Here is a 24,168-nt window from a genome sequence, read left to right on the forward strand (position 1 = left end):
CTGTTAAGGGGACGATAAGACTATATGGATGCATTTACGGAGGTGTAGTAGATGACAATAATTAAACATACCTTGACTGGGGTGACCCTTGCAGCGTTGCTGCTTGCTCTGGCTGGATGCTCGAATGCTAGCCGTCCTCCGGAGGAATGGCTGAACTTATCGATTGCTGGTCTTGAGGGAACGGACCAATATGCATTCTCAGGGCAAACAACGGTTTCAACAGCCGAAGGATGGTCTTATGCTCCACGTACTTTTGAAGGTCATATTGAAGAGCATACGAAGCTGCATGCCAAGAATGAAGATGGTGAAGAGCTTCAGTGGAGTCCAATCGAGCTGCTCGAGAAAGTGAAAAATGCTGATAAACAAGTCAGTATTGATAATGCGGTATCGACTGCGGATACAGTAGCGCTTCATGTTGAGTTGAACGACCAGGAGGCAAACAAGCTGTGGAAGGAACAGCTTCAGCAGGAGATGAACAAACTTGCGTCTAATGCCCCATTAGAGGATGGAGCTTATAAGAAGGCATGGATGAAGGAACTTAATGAATCACGCAAGACAATGGACAAAATGCTTAAAACCTTGCAAGTAAAGTCACAATATGATGTTCTAATCGACCGAAATAGCCTTATTCCACTCAAGCTTACTGAACACTCAACCTTTCAATATTCCTTATCAGGGAAAGATAAACAAGAGAAGCGGGATACAAGTGTGACATTCGATTCCTTTGATGGGACGGGAACTGTTCAATAGGCGGTCAACGTGCTAATATGTTCGAAGGCTGTTTTTTCATAACAGTGCTTGAAAAGATGGAGGTTTGAGAAATATGCGTGATGCAAGATTACAGAAGCTGGCAGCTAACCTTGTCGGCTACTCAATTGATGTACAGCCAGGCGAGAACGTACTGATCGACTTGATCGGTTTGGAGCTGGAGCTTGGGAAGTGTCTGATTGAAGAAGTGACCAAACGTGGCGGCAGACCGTTTGTAGAGCTGAGCGACCGCTCTGTTCTGCGTACGATGCTGACACATGCAACCAAAGAGCAAATTGAGCTTTGGTCTAAGCTGGATTTGGAACGTATGGAGCAAATGCAAGGCTATATCGGTGTGCGTTCGGGTTCGAATGTGAATGAGCTGTCCGATGTTCCGAAAGAAAAAATGCGCTTATACGAGCAATTATACACACATCCCGTACATATGGAGGAGAGAGTGAAACGGACGAAGTGGGTTGTTCTTCGATATCCTACTCCTTCGATGGCGCAGCTGGCTAATATGAGCACAGAAGCGTTTGAGGATTTCTACTTTAACGTTTGTAATTTGGATTATGCGAAAATGGACCGTGCACAAGATCCTCTGCAGTCGCTAATGTCCAGAACTGACCGTGTACGGATCGTATCGCCAGGTACTGACCTTACATTCTCTATTAACGGAATTGGTGCGAAAAAATGCTCCGGTCAGCGTAATATCCCTGATGGAGAAGTATTCTCTGCGCCTGTACGTGATTCCGTAAATGGTGTAATTACGTATAATGCACCAAGCGTATACTCGGGAACTACGTTCCAGAACATTTCGTTTACCTTCGAGAACGGTAAAATTGTCAAAGCGACAAGTAATGATACCGCGAAGCTGAATGAGATATTGGACAGCGATGAAGGCGCGCGTTATATCGGTGAGTTTGCGATTGGTTTTAATCCATACATTCTGCATCCAATGAACGATATATTGTTTGATGAGAAAATTGCAGGCAGCCTGCATTTCACACCAGGTCAAGCGTATGAAGAGACGGATAATGGTAATCGATCTTCCATTCATTGGGATTTAGTGTTGATTCAACGTCCGGAATACGGTGGCGGAGAAATTTATTTCGATGATGTTTTGATTCGAAAAGACGGCGTTTTTGTACTGCCAGAGCTGGAAGCGCTAAATTCCGAAAATTTGAAATAAATGAAATTGAAGCGTTTTTAAACTTTTCTCTTGATGGATGACATATTTCGGGTTATCATGAGGTCAAGGAAAGCTTTACTAATTAACTGGAGGGATTCCCCATGTCCAACAATGCAGCTATCGTAGAAATTTCCCAAGCGGCTAGCCAATTCCGCTCCTCAATCGTTCTGCAAGCCGATAACAAATATATCGACGTGAAGAGCATTCTTGGACTGTTTACGACGCTGGTAGGCGGTCACGCTTATGAGCTTCATGTTCATGGTCCAGACGCGGAAGAAGCAAAAGCAAAAATGGCTGAGATTTTCGCAAAACATAATTTGAACGTATCTGTAATTAGCGAATAGGACCGTTTAGGTCAACCACAAAAATGCGTTTCTTCTTTTAATTAAGAAGAGACGCTTTTTTGTTTTGTCCTTGTGTATTAGCTCTTTTTCGTCTAATATAAAAGATATAGACGACGGCGGGTACACGCACAGGGGGGAAAACGATGTCTTCACCGGAAGTCACGGTTCAATTGCATGAGAAAGCGCTTCGTCTCCTAACGGAAGATGCGAGTAAAATAGAAAAACTTATCGAAGTTCAGATGGAGAACTTGACGACCCGTCAGTGTCCGCTGTACGAAGAGGTTTTGGACACGCAAATGTATGGATTCTCGCGGGAGATTGACTTTGCTGTGCGCGCGGGGTTGATTGCTGAGCAAAGCGGGAAAGAGATGTTAAGCCGATTGGAGCGTAACCTCGCTCAATTGTATGAAGCATTAAATAATAAAGAGTAGACTCCTTAAGGAGCCTACTCTTTTTCTTTGTAGCAGTAATTATACGAGATAGAAGGCAACACCTAGAATGACGTACACCATAAGTAAGAGGAAACCCTCGTACCAGTTCGTCGTACCATCCCTCGATACCGACTTCGCAATAAATACTGATACGCCAATGGCGGTTAATTCAATAGGGGAGAAGATGATGTCCATCGTCTGTCCGCCCATTACTGTGCTAAGCAAGATTAACACCGGGGCAACGAATAGGGCAATCTGCAAGCTGCTGCCGATCGCGATCTCAACTGCTGCACCGATTTTATTTTTCATCGCCAGCATAACCGCTGCACTATGTTCAGCTGCATTACCGATAATCGCGATCACGAATGCACCAACAAACAGCTCGGATAAGCCGAATTTCTCAGAGAAGCTGTCAAGCGTATGGACAAGCCATTCGCTGACGAAAGCAACCATAACGGTTGCGATAAGCAGGAATACAATGGACATGCCCTTCGACCAGGCAGGTTCTTCGCCATGATCGGCATTCATTTCTTTGTCCGCAAGTACATCCTTGTGGGTAATCATAGAGAATACAAGCCACAGGATATAAGAAACGATAAGGATACATGCTACGGTAATGCTGAGGAAATGATCTTTGTTCAGGGAGAAATGCTCAGCCCCAACAAAGACAGCTGGTACAAACAAACCGATTACTGCCATAATCATAAGTGTAGCATTGTGCTCGGCCAACTGATTATTGAAGAACTGCTGTTTGAACTTGATGCCACCTGCAAGAAGGCTAAGCCCGAGAACAAGAAGCAGGTTACCAATAATCGAGCCAGTAATACTTGCTTTTACCGTATCGAACAAGCCCTCTTTAACGAGGAAAATCGCGATAATCAGTTCCGCCGCGTTACCAAATGTGGCGTTAAGAAATCCGCCAAGCCGTTGTCCCGCGTAGTGTGCAACACTCTCGGTCGCCTTGCCAAGAAAGCCAGCCACGAATACAACTGCGATGGCAGAAATGATAAATTGAAGCGTCATGTCCCAATGGGCAAAATGCCCGATAGCGCTTAAGGCGAACATTACGATTAATCCGCCGTAAAACAATTTCTGTCTCACCAATTCCACCTCTTCAACTATGTCTAAAAATCATTATTAATCATAACGAAAAAAGACAACCATGTAAACTTTTCCATAAATATTGTACACTTGTCTATCGAAGATGAACTTCCTTTCTTGCTTCACGCTGAGCCATCCATTACAATAATGATATATGGCAAATTGAGGAGTGGAATGAAATGAACGAGGACCTTCAAACAGGCATTATCCGTATTTCAGACGATGTAGTGGCAACGATTGCGGGACTCGCAGCGCTTGAGACTCCAGGCATTGCCGGAATGTCAGGCGGGATCTCCGAAGGGCTCGCGAAGCGGCTTAGCGGTAAAAACGTTCAAAAAGGTGTATCGGTAGAAGTAGGTCAGCTTGAGGCGGCGATCGATCTTCGCATTATCATTCATTATGGCATTCCGATTCAAGAGGTGTGCAGACAGCTGCAGCTGAATGTACGTGAGTCCGTTGAGAATATGACTGGTCTTAACGTCGTAGAAGTTAATGTGAAAGTGGAAGGCGTTGCTTTCAAAGAGGAAGAAATTGAAGAACCGCAACATCGGTTGAAATAGTCTAAGAGCACCCACATACATAAAAAAGGCTGAATTCGTTCATTTGAACGGTTCAGCCTTTTTTATATATGAGTGCGTTTTGAACGTACGGGCTTGTCCTGCTTATTCGCTTCTCGGGAAATGCTGAGAAGCACCCCCATGCACATAAGACTAACTAAGAGGGAAGAGCCTCCATAGCTGACAAATGGCAGCGTTACACCAGTAAGCGGTATAGCGCCTGTAACCCCGCCGACATTAATGAAGGCTTGCATGCCGAATAATCCGACAATACCTACTCCAACAATGGTTCCATATTGATCTGGACAGCGAAGAGCAACAATGAGTGCCCGCCAGAGGAAAATCAGGAAGAACAGGAGAAACAAGCTTGCGCCGATAAATCCAAGTTCCTCAGCTATGACGGAAAAGATAAAGTCATTATAAGGATAATCCAAGTAGTGCAGTTTTTGAACACTCTCTCCAAAGCCTGCCCCCATAAACCCGCCATGTCCAAGCGCCTGCAGGGAGGATACAAGCTGGAAGCTTGTATTTTGTTGATCTGCAAGCGGATCAAGAAAGGCTGTAAATCGGGCAATTCGGTAGCTATTAGGATTAGTTGCCATGCTAATGCTAACCATGATGAGTACAATAATCCCAAGTATACTGCCAACAAGGCCTACTTGCTTCAGATTAGCGCCACCAGCAATGATCATAATTGCTGCACATGAGGCTAGTACCAGACAAGAGCCTAGATCCGGTTGTAACATAATGAGGCCACAGATCAATCCTACGATGAGAAGAACCGGCAGCAGCCCTTTCTTGAAGTCCCGAAACTTCTCGCTTTTCTTGGAGATGAGTGCTCCTAAGTAAAGGATTATTGCGAGCTTGGCCGGTTCCGTAGGTTGAAAGCTAAATGGGCCAAGATTAAACCAGCTATGTGCGCCATTAATGTTCGAAGCTGTGAATGGTACGATCATCAACATAAATAGTACGGGGATAAATAAGATTAGAAATCCCCGCTTGAAGACGGTATAAGGCAGATTCATGAGGAAGAGCATCGTGAAGATCCCGAGAATCGCCCACATTAGCTGCCGCTTCGTAAAGTATAAAGCGTCATTATTGAATTCTGATGATACAAGTGCAATGTTCGAGCTTGCGCTGAACACCATAACAAGTCCAAAGCCTACTAGCAGAAGCGTTAAAATAAGAAGCAGAAAGTCCGGTCTTCCACGACTGCCATTCTGCGGAGTCTTCTTCATACTAGGCAAGAAGCTGTTTCAGTTGACTAAGGCGTTGAGTCGCAATCGCCATTAATGGCTGTGGAACTGGCGATTCGTATTCAAGGCCGTGAGGGAAAGTTGCTTTACCAATGTATACGTGTTCGATAGCAAGTACAGCATTAGGATTTTCGAGTTTGCCTTCAACCGCACGAGTATTGATACGAAGGAAGTACTCAGATTGCGTTGCTGGATCCTCTAATTTGAGATCGTATGTAGCGCGATAGTACTCCCACTGCCAACGAACAAAGCCAAGCTGCTCGGCAGAATCGTCCAGATGAGCCAAATCACTTTGAAGGCCATCAAGGCCCGAGTTTTCAATAATCATCGTTATTTCCTCCTATAAGTTGCTTCTAATATTTGCTTGTTTACTTCTACATTCTTTTCCCATGATAGTATGTTTCCCCAGTCAGCGCAAGCCTTACTCTCGATGAGCAATCGCTATACCTATGCCGTATCGCTTCGTTCTGTTAGAATAGATTGAAAAGGATGCTTCGGTTGTTTCGGTCGAGCCTTCCTTGCGGTTTGTTTCTTTATTAGATAACTTAATATCAGTGAAAACAAACGCGCAAAAGTCAGACTCAACTCGAAACAACCTTCGCTAAAATTCTGTTCCACAAAACTTTTGGTTAATGCTTACGAAGTAGTTTTGTTCCACAAAACTTAAGCTAATGCTTATGAAGTGAGTTTGTTACACAAAACTTTGAGGAGGCAAGCTTACAATGAAGACAAGCGGCTATATAAAAGAGCAGCTGCAGCGTCTTTATCCGGATATGGTCCGGTGGCGCAGACATCTCCATCAAAATCCGGAGCTGTCTTTCCAAGAGGTACATACTTCTCGTTGGATTGCAGAACAATTGAGAGCATTTGGCTGTGAGGTTCGTGAAGGTGTAGGCGGGCATGGTCTGCTTGTGACAATCAAAGGAGATTTGGCGGGTCCAGTTGTGGCATTACGTGCAGACATCGATGCACTTCCCATCCAGGATGAGAAAGACTGCGAATACAGCTCGAAAGTGCCTGGCGTGATGCACGCATGCGGGCATGATGGGCATACAGCGGCTTTGCTTGCTGTAGCTAGTTATTATCAACAGCATAAGGAAGAGCTTGCCGGCGAACGCCGTTTATTATTCCAGCCAGCTGAAGAACAGACACCTGGCGGTGCTGTCCGGATGATTGAAGATGGTGCACTTGAGGGTGTAGACGCGATCTATGGCGTACATTTGTGGGCTCCAATTCCATTTGGAGCTACCTCAACAAAGCCAGGACCATTCATGGCGGCAGCTGATGAATTTACATTAGAGATTATTGGCCTTGGCGGACATGGCGGTATGCCGCATAAGACAGTAGATACGATTGTTATTGGATCTTCCTTGGTACAAGCTGTGCAATCTATTGTAGGCCGGAATGTTGATCCGCTCAAACCAGCAGTAATAACTATCGGTTCATTCCAAGCGGGGACGACCAATAATGTTATTGCAGAGCGCTGTGTGATGAAAGGTACTGTGCGTACCTTTGATGAAGAAACACGCCAACTTACGCATGCGAGGCTCGAACAAATTATTAATCATACATGCAGCATGCATGGGGCGAAATATGATTATCACATGCGAATCGGATATCCGCCGGTTGTGAATGATGAGAAGGAAGCGAGCCGGTTCTTCCGGGTGTCGGGAGAACTGTTCGGAGAAGCGAATACCATTCAATCGGAAGCGATGATGGTCGCTGAAGACTTTTCGTATTATCTGGAGCAGGTACCGGGATGCTTTATGTTCGTAGGTGCAGGTAATGAAGAGATTGGAGCAACGTTTGCCCACCATCATCCGCGTTTTGATATCGATGAACGTGCAATGGTCCATTCTGCTCAATTGCTTATTCAGATGGCGGAAGATTTTGTCGCAGGATGAGGATCCTTTAGGCTGGTTATCCTAATCGAAGATTCGATTGGGGAGGCTTACTGTATGAGCAATATGATTAAAGATGTTATGTCCTCGCCGTGTATAACGGCAACTTTATTGGATAATGTTTATGAACTTGCCGTATTAATGAAGCAAAATGATATTGGATTTATTCCTATTGTAGATGGTACAAAGCTGATCGGTGCTGTAACCGACCGGGATCTAGTTGTAAGGGGATACGCGGAGAAGCATTCTGGTTCAACGGACGTCGAGACTGTAATGACAACGGAGCTTCTCACGGTCACGCCAGATACTTCTATAGAAGAAGCGGCTGACTTGATGGCTGAGCATCAAATACGTCGACTCCCTGTAGTTAATAATGGTCATTTGGTTGGTGTGGTAGCGATTGGAGATTTGGCGGTTCGGGATTCGTTCATACAGGAAGCTGGCGCAGCACTTAATAAGATATCAGAGCATGTACATTAAATGATTGGACGGGATTCTTCCGGGGGCAGCAGCCAACGGGAGAGTCCCGTTTTCCGTATAAAATGATGGATAATTTTGCATACTGTGAGGGGAGTGGTCACTGCTTTTATCATTGGGGGGAAGATTGTAATGTTGGAAAAGCAAGATCTACCGTTAATCGTCCAGTCCGATATGACGGTTCTGCTTGATTACGAGCATCCTCGATCGGAGGAAGCGCGTAAGAAGTTATGCTTGTTCGCCGAGCTGATCAAACGGCCTGGAAACTGGCATACATATAAAATTTCTTCTTTATCCTTATGGAATGCTGCTTCAACAGGCATGGATGCACAAATAATTATTGAATCGCTAAGAAGCTATGCCAGATACGGTCTTCCTGGTGTTATGGAGTCTAATATACGTAAGCTTATGGATCGGTATGGCAAGCTGCGGCTCCAGATATACGAAGACAAGCTTTTGCTTGCTGGTGAGGAAGTCCTTCTGAATGAGCTTGCTGCTCATAAGGCGATATTGGAATGTTTAGGGGAACGATCTAGCGGAGGGGCTTGGGCAGTTAATCCCGAATATCGAGGTCAGCTAAAACAAGAGCTTATCCGTCTAGGTTACCCGGTTCTGGATCTTGCAGGCTACCACACAGGGGAGGCTTTGTCAGTTGCATTGCGGCCAGCCACCTTGCAAGGGAAGCCTTTCTCATTACGGGATTATCAGCGGCAGGCGGTTGAGCTCTTTTATAAAGAAGGTACGATCCAAGGCGGCAGCGGTGTTATTGTACTTCCATGCGGAGCAGGCAAAACGATTGTTGGCATTGCTGCACTCGCGAGGCTGAACAGTGCAACTTTGATCTTGACGTCTAATGCAACCAGCGTGCAGCAGTGGAAAGAAGAATTGCTTGATAAAACGACGCTCCAGCCATCGGAAGTAGGCGAATATACAGGAGCTTCGAAGCAGGTTCGACCGGTTACCATTGCAACCTATCAGATTCTGACCCACCGCAAATCGAAGAAGGATTCCTTTAGTCATATGAAGTTATTCTCGGAGCGGGATTGGGGTCTCATTATATACGACGAAGTACATCTTTTGCCTGCTCCTGTGTTCCGGATGACAGCTGAAATCCAGGCAACTCGAAGATTGGGGCTGACAGCTACCTTGGTTCGCGAGGACGGCTGTGAAGAGGATGTATTCTCATTAATTGGACCTAAGCAATTTGAGCTGCAATGGAAAACAGTCGAAGCGGAGGGCCATATTGCTACCGTCAAATGCACAGAAATTCGCGTACCACTGGATCAAGGGATGTCGGAGCTTTATCATTCCGCAGAGAAACGTTCAAGGCTTCGGCTTGCAGCAGAGAATCCCGGTAAGGTCGCCGTCGTGAGGCAGCTTCTGGAACGGCATAATGGCACTCCAACCCTCATTATCGGTCAATATTTGAGCCAGCTGCATTCCATCGCGGATACCCTGAAGGTGCCGGTCATTACAGGTGAGCTGCCACAGGAGGAACGTCAAACCTTGTATGAGCAATTTAAGTCGGGAGAGGTTCCAGTTCTTGCTGTTTCGAAGGTAGCGAATTTTGCAGTAGACCTGCCAGATGCAGCTGTTGCCATTCAAATCTCAGGAAGCTATGGCTCAAGGCAAGAAGAGGCACAGCGTATTGGAAGGATATTACGTCCGAAAGATGGTTTAAATGAGGCCTGGTTTTATACCGTTGTGTCTGATGACACGAGTGAAACCGATTATGCCGCGAGACGACAGCTGTTTCTGCTGGAGCAAGGCTATCAATACGAGCTCGAGAAATCACCTTAAGGGAGGAATCACTTCGTGTTTGTGAAAGAATGGTCGGAGAAGCTGACAAACCATGCTAAGCAGCAATTCATGAATTCTTCCTTTTGGATAGACGCTGCTTCACACGGGCTTAGCTGGGAAGAGGCTGTTATCGATATGCCGACCGTTAAGGCGGCAGTTAACCGGATGGATAAAGCAAGTACCGCTGTCTTGCGCGCGTTCTATAGTTGCTTTGGAGCCGGTCCTGTTCACGAGGAACGGCTTTTTTCTTCAGGAGCACTCCGAACGGATTTGTCAGGTGCGGAATTTCGTTACGGGCTTATCCAATTACAAAATGCTGGAATCCTCTTTGCACTGCGCAAAGGCTGGGGAGAGCGTTTATATGCATTGCCAAGCGATTGCTTTATGATATGGCATCATATATTGTTCCCGATTGATGCAGAGCCCTCAGCCATTAATAGCGGCTATGGGCACTGGGAACAGAAGCAGGAGGAGTCGCCTAATGTATTGCTTGGCAGACAACTGCTTGCGGCCTGGGCGGAGTTGGGCAGATCTGGACTAGGGCTGACGACAAAGGGTACTCTCCCCAAAAAAACAGCTGCCAAAGTAGCTCAGGCAATTGGATTGGCTGATTCGGATCTACTACAAGCTGGATGGCAGGCTGAGCCTGAGGATCCATACGCGCCGGTGCTATCTTTTGTGCTGAAGCTTAGCTTCCAACTAGGAGTACTGACTTGTGCTGACGGCAGGCTGAAGTGGGAGGAGGACGCTCTTGCTGCATGGATGAATCAATCCGAAGCCTCACGTGAGGCTCATCTGCTCCGGTGGTGTTTGGATGAACTGCTGACAAAGGCCCGTAATGCGGCTGCTCTTCTTATTCGTTTAGCTCCTGGAGTATGGTATTCCGAGCTGGAATTAGAAAGGCAGCTTAATCGTATAGGAATGGAAACAGACGAATGGGGAGCTCAATCGAATTGGGCAAGCTGGTTGAACCTTCTGCGTGCACTAGGCTGGATAGAGCTGGCTCATACAGATAGTGAGAAGTTGCTGCGCTGGACGATCCGACCTCAAGATTTGCTCGAGAAACAGCAAGGAAAAACTTCATTTGAACCCATTCTCCTGGAGCCTAATGGTGATATTATCGTGCTTCCAGGCTGTCACTACAGCATTCGCTGGGAGCTGGAGCTCATTGCTGAGCGAAAAAGCGAAGATCATATTTCGATCTGGAAGTTGACTCGCCAATCAATAGGAAGGGCATTAGAATATGGCCGGACGATTTCGACGATTATGACTTTTTTACATATGGCATCTGGGGATGCTCCACTATCCCCTTTATTAGAATCCAGCCTTGCAGACTGGGGGAAGCAGGGAGCAGGCCAGGAGGCTCTGCTAGTGGAAAGATTTCATTCGTATCCACCAATGCCGCTAACTGCTCAATCAGCGAGTGAGATTGTCTTAAAGTCGCCTCTCCAAACGCTGGAGCACTATGAGCTTATGAACCACGAGGACTTTACCATTGAGAGATTCCTGCCCGAACTGGATCGAGTGCCGTTAAGCTGGATTCAGCAGTTAAGGTCCTACCATCATTCGACGCGTCTTGAAATATTGGAGAAAGCTTTGAGCTGGCAGACGCCAGTTCAACTAAGCATAGATGAGTCTGTTGTGGCCTTTGTTCCTGCCAAGCTGGAAAGGCTGGAGGGGGGCTGGACGGTCACCGGCATCTTGCGGGAGGATCATTCGTATCGGGAAGTTTGCTTAACCCCGGAAATGTGGCAGGGGATGAAGTTGGTTGTTCCGGGAGCGAGTGGATTTGTGTAAAATTGTATCTATTCGTTGAATGATTATGATATGATAGAATGGAAGTAAGCGTTTAAGAAAATGAGGTGAACAAATGCCAACGACCACGGTTCTGTCTGAAAATGGTGCAAGCGGCGTTTCTTCGCTGGACATGGCGTCGCTGCTGCTATGTGCGTACGAGCTAGGTGATCAGATTAATCAATCAGCGGAAGTTGCTGATTATCTATATTGGAAAGAAGCTGTACACCAGGACGATCAGGTGAAGCAATTGTCCAGACAATTCGAGAAAGCGAAGGAGCTGTTCTCGGAATGCCAGCGATTCGGAAGATTTCATCCGGATTACCATTCAGCTAAGGACAAAGTAAAGCAAATCGAGCGGGAGCTGGACCAGATCGAAGCGGTTAAACGTTTCAAGCTGGCCGAGCAAATGGTTGATACAATGCTATATGATGTATCACGCACGATTGCGGAATCGGTATCCGATACGATCAAGGTACCGGGCAATGAAGGGAAAACGGGCGGCTGCGGAAGCGGCGGATCATGTAGCTGTGGAAGCGGCGGCTGCGGCTAGCCCTTTGCTTGATTCGACTCGACGGAGGGAATAGATGTTGTTACCGGAACGTACAGGTTATATTATATGGGTCAGTGATCTGAAAGCGGCAAGGACGCTGGAAAAGTACGGAACCGTTCATTATATGTCACGTAAAATGCATTATGTAGTCATTTACATGAACGCGGAACGTGCGGAGGAAGCAGTGAAGAGCATTAGCCGTCTTCCATTTGTCCGTAAGGTAGAGCGGTCCTACCGAAATGAACTGAAAACCGAGTACACGAAAGATAATGAAGATAAAACAAGATTTTATAGCATGTAATAAAAATATTATTACTCGGAAGATCGCTGGTACACGATGTGACCATGTATACGGCGATCTTCTTTCTTTTATTAAGTTTTACAAATAATTACATTTTTGGTCTTAGTTTATTTTTTTGTTGAAATCTCGGACGAACATGGTAAAATACTGATATACATAAGAAATTGGTAAAAAAGACCTGGTTCCTAAGACGGGGGTGTGATGGACGATGAAGGACAAAATGACTAGAAGATGGAGCACTTATGAAACTTTTTATGTCGAATTAGGCGATAAGAAAGTAGCAGACATCGTCATTACTAACCATGCCAGGAGCCGGTGGATGGATCGGGTGGAGAGCGAGAAGACAGGATATGAGGATATCGCCGAGTTTTTATGGGAATGTTTGAAGCAAGATCGAATTGAGCCCTATTATCGTAACGAAGAAGATGTCTATTTAATAGATGATGATCTCGTATTTGTAGCGGAGTTTGCAACATCTGAAACCGATCTGGATCTGCTAGGCAATCAACTTCATAAGATGATCGTTGTTACCTTCCTAGGGCGTATGTCAGAGACGATAGAATTGCGTGACCTGAAGTCGTATTATTCCTGGCTTCGTCATTCGAGACGTATGACCTTGGTGAAAAACAGTCGTAAGAGAAAATAATCGAAGCATTGCAGTTGGCGCAGCATCCTTAACTTAAGGATGCTGCGCTTTTTTGCTTTCGATTGTAGTATAATAACCGCTAAGAAGAGAGGAAGGTCGGAAAGATGGCGCTTAATTTTCATCAACTTCATATTTTTTATACGGTAGCTGAACGGGGGAGCTTCTCTGCAGCCGCCCAATCGCTGCATATGACACAACCAGCAGTTACGATGCAAGTACAGTCGCTTGAGGACTATTTTGGAACCAAGCTGCTGCAGCGATCGACCAAACGAATTGACTTGACCGAAGCAGGCCGGGCGTTAATGCCTTATGCGAGAAGAAGCATTGAGCTGATTCGTGACACGGACCAAGCGATGTCTACCTTTACTGCACACTTAAAGGGAAGGCTGCTGCTTGGAGCCAGCCTGACCATTGGAGAATACATATTGCCGCGTCTGCTTGGACCTTTTGGGCAGACGTTTCCAGATATAGCAATTAGCATGAAGGTTATGAATACGGCACAGATTATGGAAGAGATTATGAATCATCAGCTTACATTTGGCTTGATAGAAGCACCTGTTAACCATCCTGATATGCAGATGGAAGCGGTCATGAGCGATGAATTGAAGCTGATCGTGCCTAAAGACCATCCACTTTCGAAACGTTCTACGGTTCTGCTGGATGAAGTAGCGGATTATCCGTTTGTGCTGCGGGAGCAAGGCTCCGGCACACGTCTAGTTATGGAGGAGCAGCTGAAGCGCAAGAATATCGATCCCGCTGATTTAAAAATCGTCATGGAGCTGGGCAGTACAGGGGCGGTTAAGTCAGCGGTAGAAGCAGGTCTTGGAGTGTCTTTCGTCTCTGAATCATCGATAAAACATGAAGTAGCACTAGGTCTCCTGCATGTAGTGCCAATCGCAGACACCAGATTTAAACGACAGTTTTATTCAATTTATCAGAAATCAACCCTGCTGCCGATTTCGGCAGTGACGTTTTTAACTTTCTTAAGAGAGAAGGATTTGCAGCAATGGTTGTAGGAAGAGCAGATTTACATGCCCACACAACGGCTTCCGATGGAACGATGTCTCCTGCAGCAGTTGTTGCCCGTGCTAAGGCGGCTGGTCTTGCTGCTGTAGCTATAACAGATCATGACACGATGGCAGGGGTAGAGGAAGCGATTGCCGAAGGGCAGAAGATAGGGATTATCGTTGTTCCCGGTATTGAGCTGAGTACAGTTGCTGATGGTCGCGATATTCATATTCTTGCTTATTACGCGAATGGGCAGGATGAAGTGTGGCAGGAGCGTTTGGCAGGACTTCGGACGACACGCGGCAGACGTAATGAGATGATCGTCAATCGGCTTGTGGAGCTTGGCGTATCTATCTCCATGCAGGAAGTGGAACAGATTGCCGCAGAACAAGCAGGAGCTAGTAGCGGCAAAGGAAAAACAATTGGAAGGCCGCATATTGCCGAGCTGCTCATTCGGAAAGGTGTCGTTGCAACTATGTCAGAAGCCTTTGACCGATATTTGGCTGAAGGCGGCGCTGCTTATGTTAATCCTCCTCGGTTACATCCCTTTGAAGCGATAGAATGGATCCGCGAAGCGGGAGGCACAAGTAGTATCGCCCATCCCGGCTTATATAACCGTGATGATCTCGTCGAGCAGTTAATTAGCAAAGGGATTCAAGGCATAGAGGTCTATCACTCCGATCATGGTCCCGAAGAAGAAGAGCGGTATAGACAGATTGCTGAGCGGCATGGACTGATCATGACAGGTGGGTCCGATTTTCACGGTGAGCGTCAAGGGGAAGTATTTCATGGTGAACTCGGCAGCAGGACCGTGGATGCTGCTGTGCTTGAACAGTTAAAGCCGGATTCAGAATAGATGTTTATAACCCCGAGCAATGGCGATCGGAAGAACATTCCAATGCGCTGCCTGCCGTTTTAACCCAAATGAAATAGGGTCTGTCACATCGTCATAATGAATGACTTTGGAGACAGACCCTTTATTCGTTTAGTTCACACTACGTGATGGTAATGCTTTGATCCGCTGCTCATCAGGGGTGATGAACAAGGTCTTCTGATGGTCATAGATGACGAAGCCGGGCTTTGCGCCGCTTGGCTTACGGACATGGCGGATAAAGGTATAATCGACCGGGATCATACTGGACTCCCGAGCCTGGCTGTAATAGCCCGATAACATAGCAGCCTCCTCAAGGGTTACATCACCAAAGTCACCGCCACGGATAACTACGTGGGAACCTGGAATATCTTTGGTATGCAGCCATACATCAGATGGGGAAGCGAGCCGGTTCGTTAAGTATTCGTTTTGCGTATTGTTCTTGCCTACATAGATGCTGACACCTTCTGATGAGGTGTAGCAGAGCAGGGTCGGTTTTGCTGCTTTTTTCTTCTTTGGACCACGTTTGACCTTATTTCGTAGATACCCTTGCTCCACAAGCTCTTCTCTAATTTCCACGATATCAGCTAGCGACGCATTGTCGAGCTGCTGCAGCAGCGTCTCCATGTATGTGATCTCGTCTTGAGCGATGGCCATTTGTTCCTCAACAACCGCAATACTGTTCTTTTGCTTCGTATACTTGCGGAAATAGCGCTGGGCATTGTCGGATGGAGTTAGCTGCACATCAAGATCAATTTTGACGATAGCCTGCTCCTCATCATAGAAATTGATCAGTTCGACCGACTTATCTCCACGGTTAATCTGGTGCATATAAGCTGTTAACAGTTCACCGAGCACACGGTATTTATCCGCATCTTGAGCCTCATCAACTGTTTCTTGGAGTTTCTCTATCTTCTTCTCGTTCTTCGCCTTTTCATTCTGTACGAAACGGATCAAATCGAGCGCACGCTGCTTTACCGTGTCACGCTCTGCTTTATCCCCATAAAAGGCTTCCAGGCATTCGCTAATTGTTGCGTATGACTCAGACGAGCCTTGGATATGTGTAAGCTGCGTTATAGAGAAGAATGCTTTGCCATTGGCATCAACGGCAATTGTTGGGTTATAGACATGGTCCCGCACTTCGTTCATGAGTGTCTGGAAGCTGCTCCAGAGCGAACTGCTTCCAGTCTCAGCACGATATACGATTTCTTTCGCTAACAGGGGGCTAAGCCCGCTGAACGATTGTACAAGCTGCCGCTGAGGAGGTAATACCTCGGCATCTTCAGGAGTATCTGCCTGTGTCATTGCGGCCTTGAACTGGTCTTCATTCATCATATCGAGCGGATCAACTTTTCCTTGGTCAGGAGGGGCCGTATAGCGGCTTCCTGGCATAACGATCCGGAACGAACTGATGGCAGGCGTCACATGATGAATGCCGTCGTGAATCGTGCCTGTTGACGGATCCAGCAGAATGATATTACTGTGGCGTCCCATAATTTCGATAACAATCGTCTTAAATGAAATATCGCCCAGCTCGTCTCGGTGCCTTACATCCATATGAATGATTCTCTCGCGTCCCACTTGACGAACCGCTTCGATCGTGGCTCCTTCGCAATATTTGCGCATAAGCATGCAGAACATTGGCGCTTCCATTGGATTAACGTGGGTTGCGTTTGTCCAGTGTATACGCGGATAAGTCGGATTAGCGGATAAGAGCAGCTTACCCTGAGCACCTGCACCACGAATGCTGAATACGAGCTCATTGTTCGTAGGCTGGTGGATTTTATGAATGCGAGCGCCAATACAACGCTGTAACTCTTCTACTAGAGCGTGTATAACAATGCCGTCTAAGGCCATGAGGTTGTATCTCCTTTAATATATGTCTTTCTCTATCATGCCATAGTTAAAGCAAAAACTTAAGTCCTTAAGTGGGATATTTTGCAGTTTGTCCGAATACATTTAGGCTTGAGAGGCTGTCCGAGAGCGCTCGGCATATACGGGAGGGAGTCGTACAATGGAACAAATGAAATGGCACCAAATGGAGGCGGGCGATCTGGCGAATACGCTGGGCAGCTCACTTGCGCAAGGGCTGAATGCATCGGAAGCGGCGGAAAGACTGTCGAATAACGGCCGGAATGAGCTGGCGGAGGGCGAACGGATTTCGCCGGTTATGCTTTTTCTGAATCAATTTAAAGATTTCATGGTGCTTGTGCTAATGGGCGCTACTCTAATATCGGGCCTCCTCGGAGAATACCTGGATGCTGTCACGATCGTGGCGATCATTGCACTAAATGCGATTCTCGGATTCATTCAGGAGTTCCGTGCTGAGAAATCCCTTAGTGCCCTCAAGGAACTGTCTGCCCCAACGGCGAAGGTACTCCGTGCAGGAGAACAGCTTGTTATTGCAGCCAAAGATCTTGTAAAAGGTGATATTGTCCTGCTTGAGAGTGGAGACCGTATTCCGGCCGATATCCGGCTTCTTGAGGCAAACAGCTGTTACGCAGAGGAATCCGCCCTGACTGGGGAATCTGTACCGGTAGGCAAACATGCCGCTGCTATCCATGAGGCTGAGCTGCCGCTTGGTGATCAGCGTAACTTGGGCTTTATGGGTACGATGCTTACTCGTGGCACCGCTAAAGGTGTTGTTGTCCGGACAGGCATGGAAACGGAAATGGGTAAAATCGCAGGACTCATCCAGCAGACGGAATCGATGGAAACTCCGCTTCAGCACAGACTGGAGCAGCTTGGTAAAATACTAATCGCCGTAGCGATCGGACTTACCATCATGGTCGTTATTGCCGGTATTTTGCATGGACAGCCTGCCTATGGCATGTTCCTTGCAGGGGTTAGCCTTGCTGTTGCGGCCATTCCGGAAGGTCTTCCAGCTATTGTTACCATTGCACTCGCACTTGGTGTACAACGGATGATCAAACGGAAAGCAATTGTCCGAAAGCTGCCTTCTGTGGAGACATTAGGCTGCGCATCAGTCATTTGCTCGGATAAAACAGGAACGCTGACGCAAAATAAAATGACCGTAACCAATTTATGGCTTGGAGGCCGTCACCTTAAGGTAACTGGTGAGGGCTATGATCCATCAGGGGCAGTATTCGAGGAAGGCGCTGCGGTTGATGTGAAGCATGATATTTCGCTGAAGCGGCTTCTGCAGATCTCGGCTCTTTGCAACAATGCTACGGTTACACAAGTCGAGCAGCAGGATTCGAAGAAACGGAAGAGCAAGGAAATACAAGAGGAATGGGTGCTCAAAGGCGATCCGACAGAAGGTGCGCTTACTGTATTGTCGGCCAAGCTGGGAATGTCCGCTAAATCGCTGGAAGGCTTATATAAGAGGGAAAAAGAGTTTCCTTTTGATTCGGAACGGAAACGGATGAGCGTTGTTGTATCGCATCAAGGCGGCCGCGTCATTTATACGAAAGGCGCATCGGATGTGCTGATGGATCACTGCAGCTATGTACTGTGGGATGGTAAAGTGGTACCTTTCACTGCAACTTTGAAGAAGAAATGTGCTGAAGCTGCGGAGGAAATGGCACAGTCTGCTCTGAGGGTGCTTGGCCTCGCTTACCGTGATCTTCGCGGCGGCGAAGCTATGGAGACAGAAGCCGATGTGGAATGCCAGCTCGTATTCGTTGGCCTGACTGGTATGATTGACCCACCGCGCCGCGAAGTGCGCGAAGCGATTGCTACCTGCCGACGTGCAGGCATCAAGACAGTTATGATTACGGGCGACCATCAGCTTACTGCCGAAGCGATTGCGAACCAGCTTGGCATTATGCCTCGCGGTGGTGTAGCGATGAGTGGAAGGCAGCTCGAGAATATGACAGATGAGCAGTTGGACCGTCACGTTGATAATATTTATGTATATGCCCGCGTATCGCCAGAACATAAGCTGCGGATTGTCAAATCACTGCAGCGAAAAGGACATGTCGTTGCGATGACAGGGGATGGCGTTAATGATGCACCTGCCATCAAAGCAGCAGATATCGGGATTGCGATGGGTATAACGGGGACGGATGTATCGAAGGAAGCTTCTGCACTTATCCTCAGCGATGACAATTTTGCTACGATTGTATCGGCGATTGAGGAAGGCCGTAGCATTTATGAGAATATTCGCAAGTTCATCCGTTACCTGCTTGCTTCCAACGTTGGCGAAATATTGACGATGTTCTTAGCTATGATGGCCGGACTTCCGCTGCCGCTGGTTCCGATTCAGATCCTTTGGGTGAACCTTGTAACAGACGGATTGCCTGCCATGGCTCTAGGTGTTGACCAGGCGGAGAAGGATCTCATGCAGCAGAAGCCGCGTTCTGCCAAAGAGAGCGTCTTTGCAAGAAGGTTAGGCTGGAAAATCATAAGCCGCGGTGTATTAATCGGCGTTTGTACGCTTGCCGCATTCTGGATCACCCTGAAGATGGCTCCAGGAACAGCTGCAGAGCAGCTTACCAAAGCGCAGACTGTTGCTTTTGCCACCTTGGTTCTTGCTCAATTGATTCACGTCTTTGACTGCCGCAGCTCGCGATCGATTTTCCATCGTAATATGCTTCAGAATCGTTATTTAGTGCTCGCCGTTCTGTCGTCCTTGATTCTTATGATCGGCGTTCTGTACATTCCAATGCTTCAGCCAATCTTCAAGACTGTACCGCTTCACTTCCGTGACTGGTGCCTTGTGTTTGTAGCTGCAGGTATCCCAACATTCCTGATGGGCATTGGCAGCGTTCTTGGCACCAGCAAGCCAAAAAGCAAGCAAGCCAACATGTCGTTCAAATATAAAAATGTATAAATATAACTGACGGGAAAAAGTGCAAATCATGATCGGAATTATGAATAGCGTTTCGTCAGGCTTTGCTGTATGCTAAGAAAAAAATGATAGCTTGATTCTTACTAATTAGCTGCAGTAAAGGGGAACCTTATAATGAAATTTACAAAAATGAATGGTTTAGGCAATGATTTTATCGTAGTAGCAGGTGAGCAACAGCTGCCTGATAATGTAGCAGAGCTGGCAGTCAATTTGTGCAACCGTTTCTTCGGAATCGGAGCAGATGGACTTGTCTATATCCTGCCTTCGGACATTGCGGATTTCCGCATGCGTATTATCAACTCCGACGGTTCGGAAGCTGAGCAATGTGGCAATGCCATTCGCTGTGTAGCGAAATATGTATTCGATAACGGCCTGACGAATAAAGAAGAGATTAAGATCGAAACACTTGGTGCTGGTGCACAAACCGTTCAACTGTCAGTATCGGACGGTAAAGTCCAATCCGTACGTGTTGATATGGGTGAACCGATTCTGAACGGACTGCAAGTACCAACAACCGTTGATGCAGAGCGTGTGATTGAGCATCCAATCGAAGTTGACGGACGTGAATTCCGCTTCACAGCCGTATCGATGGGTAACCCGCATTGTGTTATCTATGTGGATGATGCTGCGAACTTTGATCTTGCAACTTGGGGACCTAAGCTGGAGACACATCCTATGTTCCCACGCAAAATCAATGTCGAGTTCGTGACCGTTACATCGCGTGAACATACAGAAATGCGTGTATGGGAGCGCGGTGCAGGCCCTACACTTGCTTGTGGTACTGGCGCATGTGCAACAGTTGTTTCATCCGTATTGAACGGATTCACGGAGCGTACTGCGGTTGTATCGCTTAAAGGCGGCGACCTGACGATTGAATGGAACGAAGCAGATAATCATGTTTATATGACAGGACCTGCAGCCGAAGTGTTCCGCGGTGAATGGTAATAGGGAGAAATGAATATGAAGCCCGATTTGAGAACGAAGCTTAAGCAGCGTATCTTAACCGGGGACGGCGCGATGGGAACCTATCTGTATCAGATGGGGTTCCCTGTCGGCGTTTCTTACGAAGAATTAAATATGACCCGTCCGGATGTTATTGAGAGTGTCCACCGCCGGTATTATGAAGCAGGAGCTCGCGTTATTGAGACTAATACGTTCTCTGCCAATTTGGTCAAGCTGTCAAAATACGGCTTGGAGTCCGAAATGGAAGCGATTAACCGGGCAGGGGCTCGTATTGCCAAAGCGGCCGCGGCTTCTGATGCTTATGTGGTGGGAGCCGTAGGCTCAATCCGGACAGGCAAGCTGAAGGACCTTAATGATTCCGAAGTAAGTGATGCATTTGAGCGTCAGCTTCATGCATTGCTTTCGGAAGGTGTGGACGGCATCTTATTCGAAACATTCTATGAATTGGATGAGATGCGTCTTGCACTAGGACTTATCCGTAAAGTTTCTCAAGTGCCCGTAATCTGTCAATTTGCGGTCGAAGACGTCGGCCGTACGCAGGACGGAACGGGACTTTTGGATGCTTTCACGCTGCTCAAGAATGAAGGGGCAGACGTGGTTGGCTTCAACTGCCGCAGCGGCCCTAACGGGATTATGCGGGCGGTTGACGCTATTGGTGGTCCGGTAGGCCTGCCTCTGTCCATCTTCCCGAATGCAGGTATTCCGGATTATGTAGACGGGAAATATACCTATTCGGCTGGACCGGATTATTTTGCTGAGATGGCATTACGTTTCGCAGACCGCGGAGCACGGATTATTGGCGGATGCTGTGGAACAACGCCAGAGCATATTGCTGCCATGGCGAAGGCGCTCAAAGACTACAAGCCTCAAATCAATGCAGCTGCTGTTGCAGTTGTTCCTGAACCGGAAGTTATTGACTTATCGGAGCAGACAGAGGTTGTGAAAGACGCTTCGGAGGAACGTCCGGAGGCTCCAATTTTGTTGGAACCTAATCTTGTCGATATCGTAAAGGTAAGACATACGGTCATCGTAGAGCTGGATCCTCCGCGGGATCTGGATATTACAAAGTTTATGGCTGGAGCGGCTGCGCTGAAGGCTTGTGGAGCGGATGCCATCACGATGGCAGATAACTCACTTGCGGTTACACGTATGAGTAACTTGGCGCTGGCAGCACTTGTGAAGGAAAAAGTCGGACTGCGGCCGCTTGTACATATTGCCTGCCGCGACCGGAACCTGATCGGCACGCAGTCACACATGATGGGCCTTGATGCACTTGGCATCGACCATGTGCTTGCTGTCACAGGCGATCCGGCAAGATTCGGCGATCTGCCCGATTCAAGTTCGGTGTACGATCTGACCTCGTTCGAAATGATTAAGATGATCAAGCAATTGAATGAGGGGATCGCATTCTCGGGCAAGCCGCTGAAGCAAAAAGCAAAATTCGTTGTAGGTGCAGCTTTTAATCCAAATGTGAAGCATTTGGACAAAGCCGTCCAACGGCTGGAGCGTAAAATCGCGTCCGGAGCAGACTACATTATGACACAGCCGGTTTACGATTCGGTGTTAATTGAAAAGATGGCAGAAGCGACCAAGCATCTGTCTGTACCGGTATTCATCGGCATTATGCCGCTTGCGAGCGGGCGTAATGCGGAATACTTACATAACGAGGTTCCAGGGATCCAATTGTCTGACTTGGTTCGTAAACGGATGACAGGTCTGGAAGGCGCTGCGGGAAGAGCGGAGGGCGTACAGATCTCGAAGGAGCTGCTTGATACAGCACTTCAGCATTTCAACGGGATATACTTCATGACACCGTTTATGTTCTACGATATGGCCGTTCAATTGACGGACTATGTATGGGCGAAAACAGGGGTAAAAAGACACTAAATCGTCTGATTTCTCTTTTTCTCTTGTTCGTTTCTATAAAATCCTTTAAAATATATAACAACGGATCGAGCATAACCTGTTTGGTCTGCTATATGATGCTCTGGACAGGCAGTGCAGCGTATAGCAGCAGCGGGTGAAGGCGCGGCGCGGAACGTATGCTCCGGACTTTTTTCGTCAACAATAGTGCAATGGTTCTGTCGTTATTTGGTAGATGAAGTAATTCGTCGGCCATTTACATTTATAGAAATAGATTTGATTCATATGGGAGTTGCACGAGGAAGACCGGAGGGGGAACCTGACTTGGCTATTAAACTTATTAATATTGGCTTTGGCAATATCGTTTCGGCCAATCGCATTATTTCAATTGTTAGTCCGGAATCGGCTCCGATTAAACGGATTATTCAAGAAGCACGAGACAGACATATGCTGATTGACGCGACATACGGAAGACGCACGCGTGCTGTTATTATTACAGACAGCGACCACGTCATTTTATCGGCGGTGCAGCCGGAGACGGTAGCACATCGTTTGTCGACTAAGGATGACGATAACGACGAATAGTACGGGGAGTATTATGGATAAGGGATTGTTGATTGTATTGTCTGGACCTTCCGGCGTAGGAAAAGGAACCGTTTGTTCCGTTCTGCGACAAAAGGTGCCTGAGCTTGTTTATTCCGTTTCGGCAACGACACGGAAACCTAGACAAGGTGAGATTGATGGCATTAATTATTTCTTCAAGTCAAGAGAACAGTTTCTGGATATGATTGCTAATGATGCCCTGCTGGAGCATGCCGAGTACGTTGGCAATTGCTATGGTACCCCGCGTGATTTCGTTGAGAGTACGCTGGCAAGTGGCAGAGACGTCATTCTGGAAATTGAAGTTCAGGGTGCTTTGAAGGTGAAAGAGAAGTTCCCTGAAGGCGTGTTTGTCTTCTTGCTGCCGCCGTCACTTGACGAGCTTAAGTCGCGTATTACAGGCAGAGGAACAGAAACGCAAGACACGATTAATAACCGAATGACGGTTGCGGTTGAAGAAATGAACTTAATCCGTCATTATGATTATGCGGTAGTTAACGATGAGATTGATGCCGCATGTCATCGTATTCAAAGTATTATTGTAGCTGAGCATTGCCGCAGAGACCGGTATTATTCTCATTTGGGAGAAATGCCATCTTTGCAACCCGAGAAAGCCTGAGCGAGGTGAAGAACAATGTTGTATCCATCGATTGATGAAATGGTTAAAAAGGTAGACAGCAAGTATTCGCTCGTTGTAGCGGCTTCGAGACGTGCACGTATGCTGCGTAATGGTGAGAAATCCGAACTACGCAACCCGAAATCCCGTAAATTTGTTGGCGTTGCCCTGGAAGAGATCTATCACGATATCGTGATTGTTGAACAAACAGAAGGCAAAGACGACTAATAAGAGGTATTGAAGGATAGGATGGGGCCAATGGCTCCATCCTATTTTTTTTGATCAAGCTGTTTTCTCCAAACATATCCGCTTATGTCCGTTTTTGTTTGAAATA

General features: G+C 47.1%; 24 protein-coding genes. 20 read left to right on the plus strand and 4 right to left on the minus strand.

Translation table 11 applies throughout. The annotated features are described in order from the left end of the window. Positions 1-51: 51 nt before the first annotated feature. The 4 genes from FHS17_RS08670 to FHS17_RS08685 all read left to right on the plus strand — a co-directional run bounded on the left by FHS17_RS08670 (position 52) and on the right by FHS17_RS08685 (position 2,714). Positions 52-750, plus strand: a complete 699-nt coding sequence (locus FHS17_RS08670) for a hypothetical protein (RefSeq protein WP_167277941.1) — start codon at positions 52-54, stop codon at positions 748-750. A 73-nt stretch (positions 751-823) separates the two neighbouring features. After that, the gene (locus FHS17_RS08675) at positions 824-1,939 is read left to right on the plus strand and encodes an aminopeptidase (RefSeq protein WP_167277944.1); all 1,116 of its coding nucleotides are present in this window, start codon (positions 824-826) and stop codon (positions 1,937-1,939) included. Positions 1,940-2,040: 101 nt separating this feature from the next. Continuing rightward, positions 2,041-2,283, plus strand: a complete 243-nt coding sequence (locus tag FHS17_RS08680) for an HPr family phosphocarrier protein (RefSeq protein WP_015845356.1) — start codon at positions 2,041-2,043, stop codon at positions 2,281-2,283. A 143-nt stretch (positions 2,284-2,426) separates the two neighbouring features. Further along, the gene (locus FHS17_RS08685) at positions 2,427-2,714 is read left to right on the plus strand and encodes an Fpa/YlaN family protein (protein ID WP_127493480.1); all 288 of its coding nucleotides are present in this window, start codon (positions 2,427-2,429) and stop codon (positions 2,712-2,714) included. Between the two features lie 39 nt (positions 2,715-2,753). On the opposite strand, the gene cax is transcribed toward FHS17_RS08685, so the two are convergent. After that, positions 2,754-3,815: a calcium/proton exchanger gene (cax, locus tag FHS17_RS08690; RefSeq protein ID WP_167277947.1), complete on the minus strand. Its 1,062-nt coding sequence runs from the start codon at positions 3,813-3,815 to the stop codon at positions 2,754-2,756. Positions 3,816-3,994: 179 nt separating this feature from the next. Here cax and FHS17_RS08695 point away from each other — a divergent pair, with 179 nt between their 5' ends. Then, the gene (locus FHS17_RS08695) at positions 3,995-4,375 is read left to right on the plus strand and encodes an Asp23/Gls24 family envelope stress response protein (RefSeq protein WP_167277950.1); all 381 of its coding nucleotides are present in this window, start codon (positions 3,995-3,997) and stop codon (positions 4,373-4,375) included. 62 nt (positions 4,376-4,437) lie between these two features. Here the strand turns inward: FHS17_RS08695 and ftsW are convergent, their stop codons facing one another. Further along, positions 4,438-5,610 (minus strand): putative lipid II flippase FtsW, encoded by a 1,173-nt coding sequence (ftsW, locus tag FHS17_RS08700; protein WP_167277952.1) that lies wholly within the window; start codon positions 5,608-5,610, stop codon positions 4,438-4,440. Position 5,611: 1 nt separating this feature from the next. Beyond that, positions 5,612-5,956 carry a YugN family protein gene (locus FHS17_RS08705; protein ID WP_167277955.1) on the minus strand — a complete coding sequence of 115 codons (345 nt, stop codon included), beginning with the start codon at positions 5,954-5,956 and terminating at the stop codon, positions 5,612-5,614. Positions 5,957-6,350: 394 nt separating this feature from the next. Here FHS17_RS08705 and FHS17_RS08710 point away from each other — a divergent pair, with 394 nt between their 5' ends. From FHS17_RS08710 to FHS17_RS08750, 9 genes are all read left to right on the plus strand, one after another. Further along, complete coding sequence (locus FHS17_RS08710) at positions 6,351-7,532, plus strand: M20 metallopeptidase family protein (protein WP_167277957.1); 1,182 nt, start codon at positions 6,351-6,353, stop codon at positions 7,530-7,532. A gap of 54 nt (positions 7,533-7,586) precedes the next feature. Beyond that, the gene (locus tag FHS17_RS08715; protein WP_167277959.1) at positions 7,587-8,009 is read left to right on the plus strand and encodes a CBS domain-containing protein; all 423 of its coding nucleotides are present in this window, start codon (positions 7,587-7,589) and stop codon (positions 8,007-8,009) included. Between the two features lie 129 nt (positions 8,010-8,138). Next, the gene (locus FHS17_RS08720) at positions 8,139-9,806 is read left to right on the plus strand and encodes a DNA repair helicase XPB (protein WP_167277962.1); all 1,668 of its coding nucleotides are present in this window, start codon (positions 8,139-8,141) and stop codon (positions 9,804-9,806) included. A 15-nt stretch (positions 9,807-9,821) separates the two neighbouring features. Further along, entirely contained in the window at positions 9,822-11,603 is a 1,782-nt protein-coding gene (locus FHS17_RS08725; protein ID WP_167277964.1) for a helicase-associated domain-containing protein, read from the plus strand. Between the two features lie 73 nt (positions 11,604-11,676). After that, positions 11,677-12,153, plus strand: a complete 477-nt coding sequence (locus FHS17_RS08730; RefSeq protein WP_167277967.1) for a YlbF/YmcA family competence regulator — start codon at positions 11,677-11,679, stop codon at positions 12,151-12,153. 37 nt (positions 12,154-12,190) lie between these two features. Next, on the plus strand, positions 12,191-12,454 hold the full coding sequence (locus FHS17_RS08735; RefSeq protein ID WP_167278205.1) for a YlbG family protein: 264 nt from the start codon (positions 12,191-12,193) through the stop codon (positions 12,452-12,454). Positions 12,455-12,662: 208 nt separating this feature from the next. After that, positions 12,663-13,100 (plus strand): hypothetical protein, encoded by a 438-nt coding sequence (locus FHS17_RS08740; RefSeq protein WP_167277969.1) that lies wholly within the window; start codon positions 12,663-12,665, stop codon positions 13,098-13,100. A gap of 104 nt (positions 13,101-13,204) precedes the next feature. Beyond that, entirely contained in the window at positions 13,205-14,116 is a 912-nt protein-coding gene (locus FHS17_RS08745; RefSeq protein WP_167277972.1) for a selenium metabolism-associated LysR family transcriptional regulator, read from the plus strand. Continuing rightward, positions 14,107-14,964 carry a PHP domain-containing protein gene (locus tag FHS17_RS08750; protein ID WP_167277975.1) on the plus strand — a complete coding sequence of 286 codons (858 nt, stop codon included), beginning with the start codon at positions 14,107-14,109 and terminating at the stop codon, positions 14,962-14,964. Before FHS17_RS08745 ends, FHS17_RS08750 begins: the two co-directional genes overlap by 10 nt. A gap of 129 nt (positions 14,965-15,093) precedes the next feature. Here the strand turns inward: FHS17_RS08750 and FHS17_RS08755 are convergent, their stop codons facing one another. Beyond that, positions 15,094-16,836, minus strand: coding sequence for an Rqc2 family fibronectin-binding protein (locus FHS17_RS08755; RefSeq protein WP_167277978.1), 1,743 nt, complete (start codon positions 16,834-16,836; stop codon positions 15,094-15,096). Positions 16,837-16,993: 157 nt separating this feature from the next. On the opposite strand from FHS17_RS08755, the gene FHS17_RS08760 reads away from it, so the two are divergent. The 6 genes from FHS17_RS08760 to rpoZ all read left to right on the plus strand — a co-directional run bounded on the left by FHS17_RS08760 (position 16,994) and on the right by rpoZ (position 24,062). Further along, positions 16,994-19,774 carry a calcium-translocating P-type ATPase, SERCA-type gene (locus FHS17_RS08760; protein WP_167277981.1) on the plus strand — a complete coding sequence of 927 codons (2,781 nt, stop codon included), beginning with the start codon at positions 16,994-16,996 and terminating at the stop codon, positions 19,772-19,774. Positions 19,775-19,906: 132 nt separating this feature from the next. Beyond that, complete coding sequence (gene dapF / locus FHS17_RS08765; RefSeq protein ID WP_167277982.1) at positions 19,907-20,737, plus strand: diaminopimelate epimerase; 831 nt, start codon at positions 19,907-19,909, stop codon at positions 20,735-20,737. A 15-nt stretch (positions 20,738-20,752) separates the two neighbouring features. Beyond that, positions 20,753-22,642 carry a bifunctional homocysteine S-methyltransferase/methylenetetrahydrofolate reductase gene (locus FHS17_RS08770; protein ID WP_167277983.1) on the plus strand — a complete coding sequence of 630 codons (1,890 nt, stop codon included), beginning with the start codon at positions 20,753-20,755 and terminating at the stop codon, positions 22,640-22,642. A gap of 300 nt (positions 22,643-22,942) precedes the next feature. After that, the gene (gene remA, locus FHS17_RS08775; protein WP_005548256.1) at positions 22,943-23,203 is read left to right on the plus strand and encodes an extracellular matrix/biofilm regulator RemA; all 261 of its coding nucleotides are present in this window, start codon (positions 22,943-22,945) and stop codon (positions 23,201-23,203) included. A 13-nt stretch (positions 23,204-23,216) separates the two neighbouring features. Further along, positions 23,217-23,837: a guanylate kinase gene (gene gmk / locus FHS17_RS08780; RefSeq protein WP_167277985.1), complete on the plus strand. Its 621-nt coding sequence runs from the start codon at positions 23,217-23,219 to the stop codon at positions 23,835-23,837. Positions 23,838-23,852: 15 nt separating this feature from the next. Beyond that, positions 23,853-24,062, plus strand: a complete 210-nt coding sequence (gene rpoZ, locus FHS17_RS08785; protein ID WP_167277987.1) for a DNA-directed RNA polymerase subunit omega — start codon at positions 23,853-23,855, stop codon at positions 24,060-24,062. Positions 24,063-24,168: the final 106 nt, after the last annotated feature.

Source organism: Paenibacillus lupini, assembly GCF_011761355.1.
Lineage (GTDB): Bacteria > Bacillota > Bacilli > Paenibacillales > Paenibacillaceae > Pristimantibacillus > Pristimantibacillus lupini.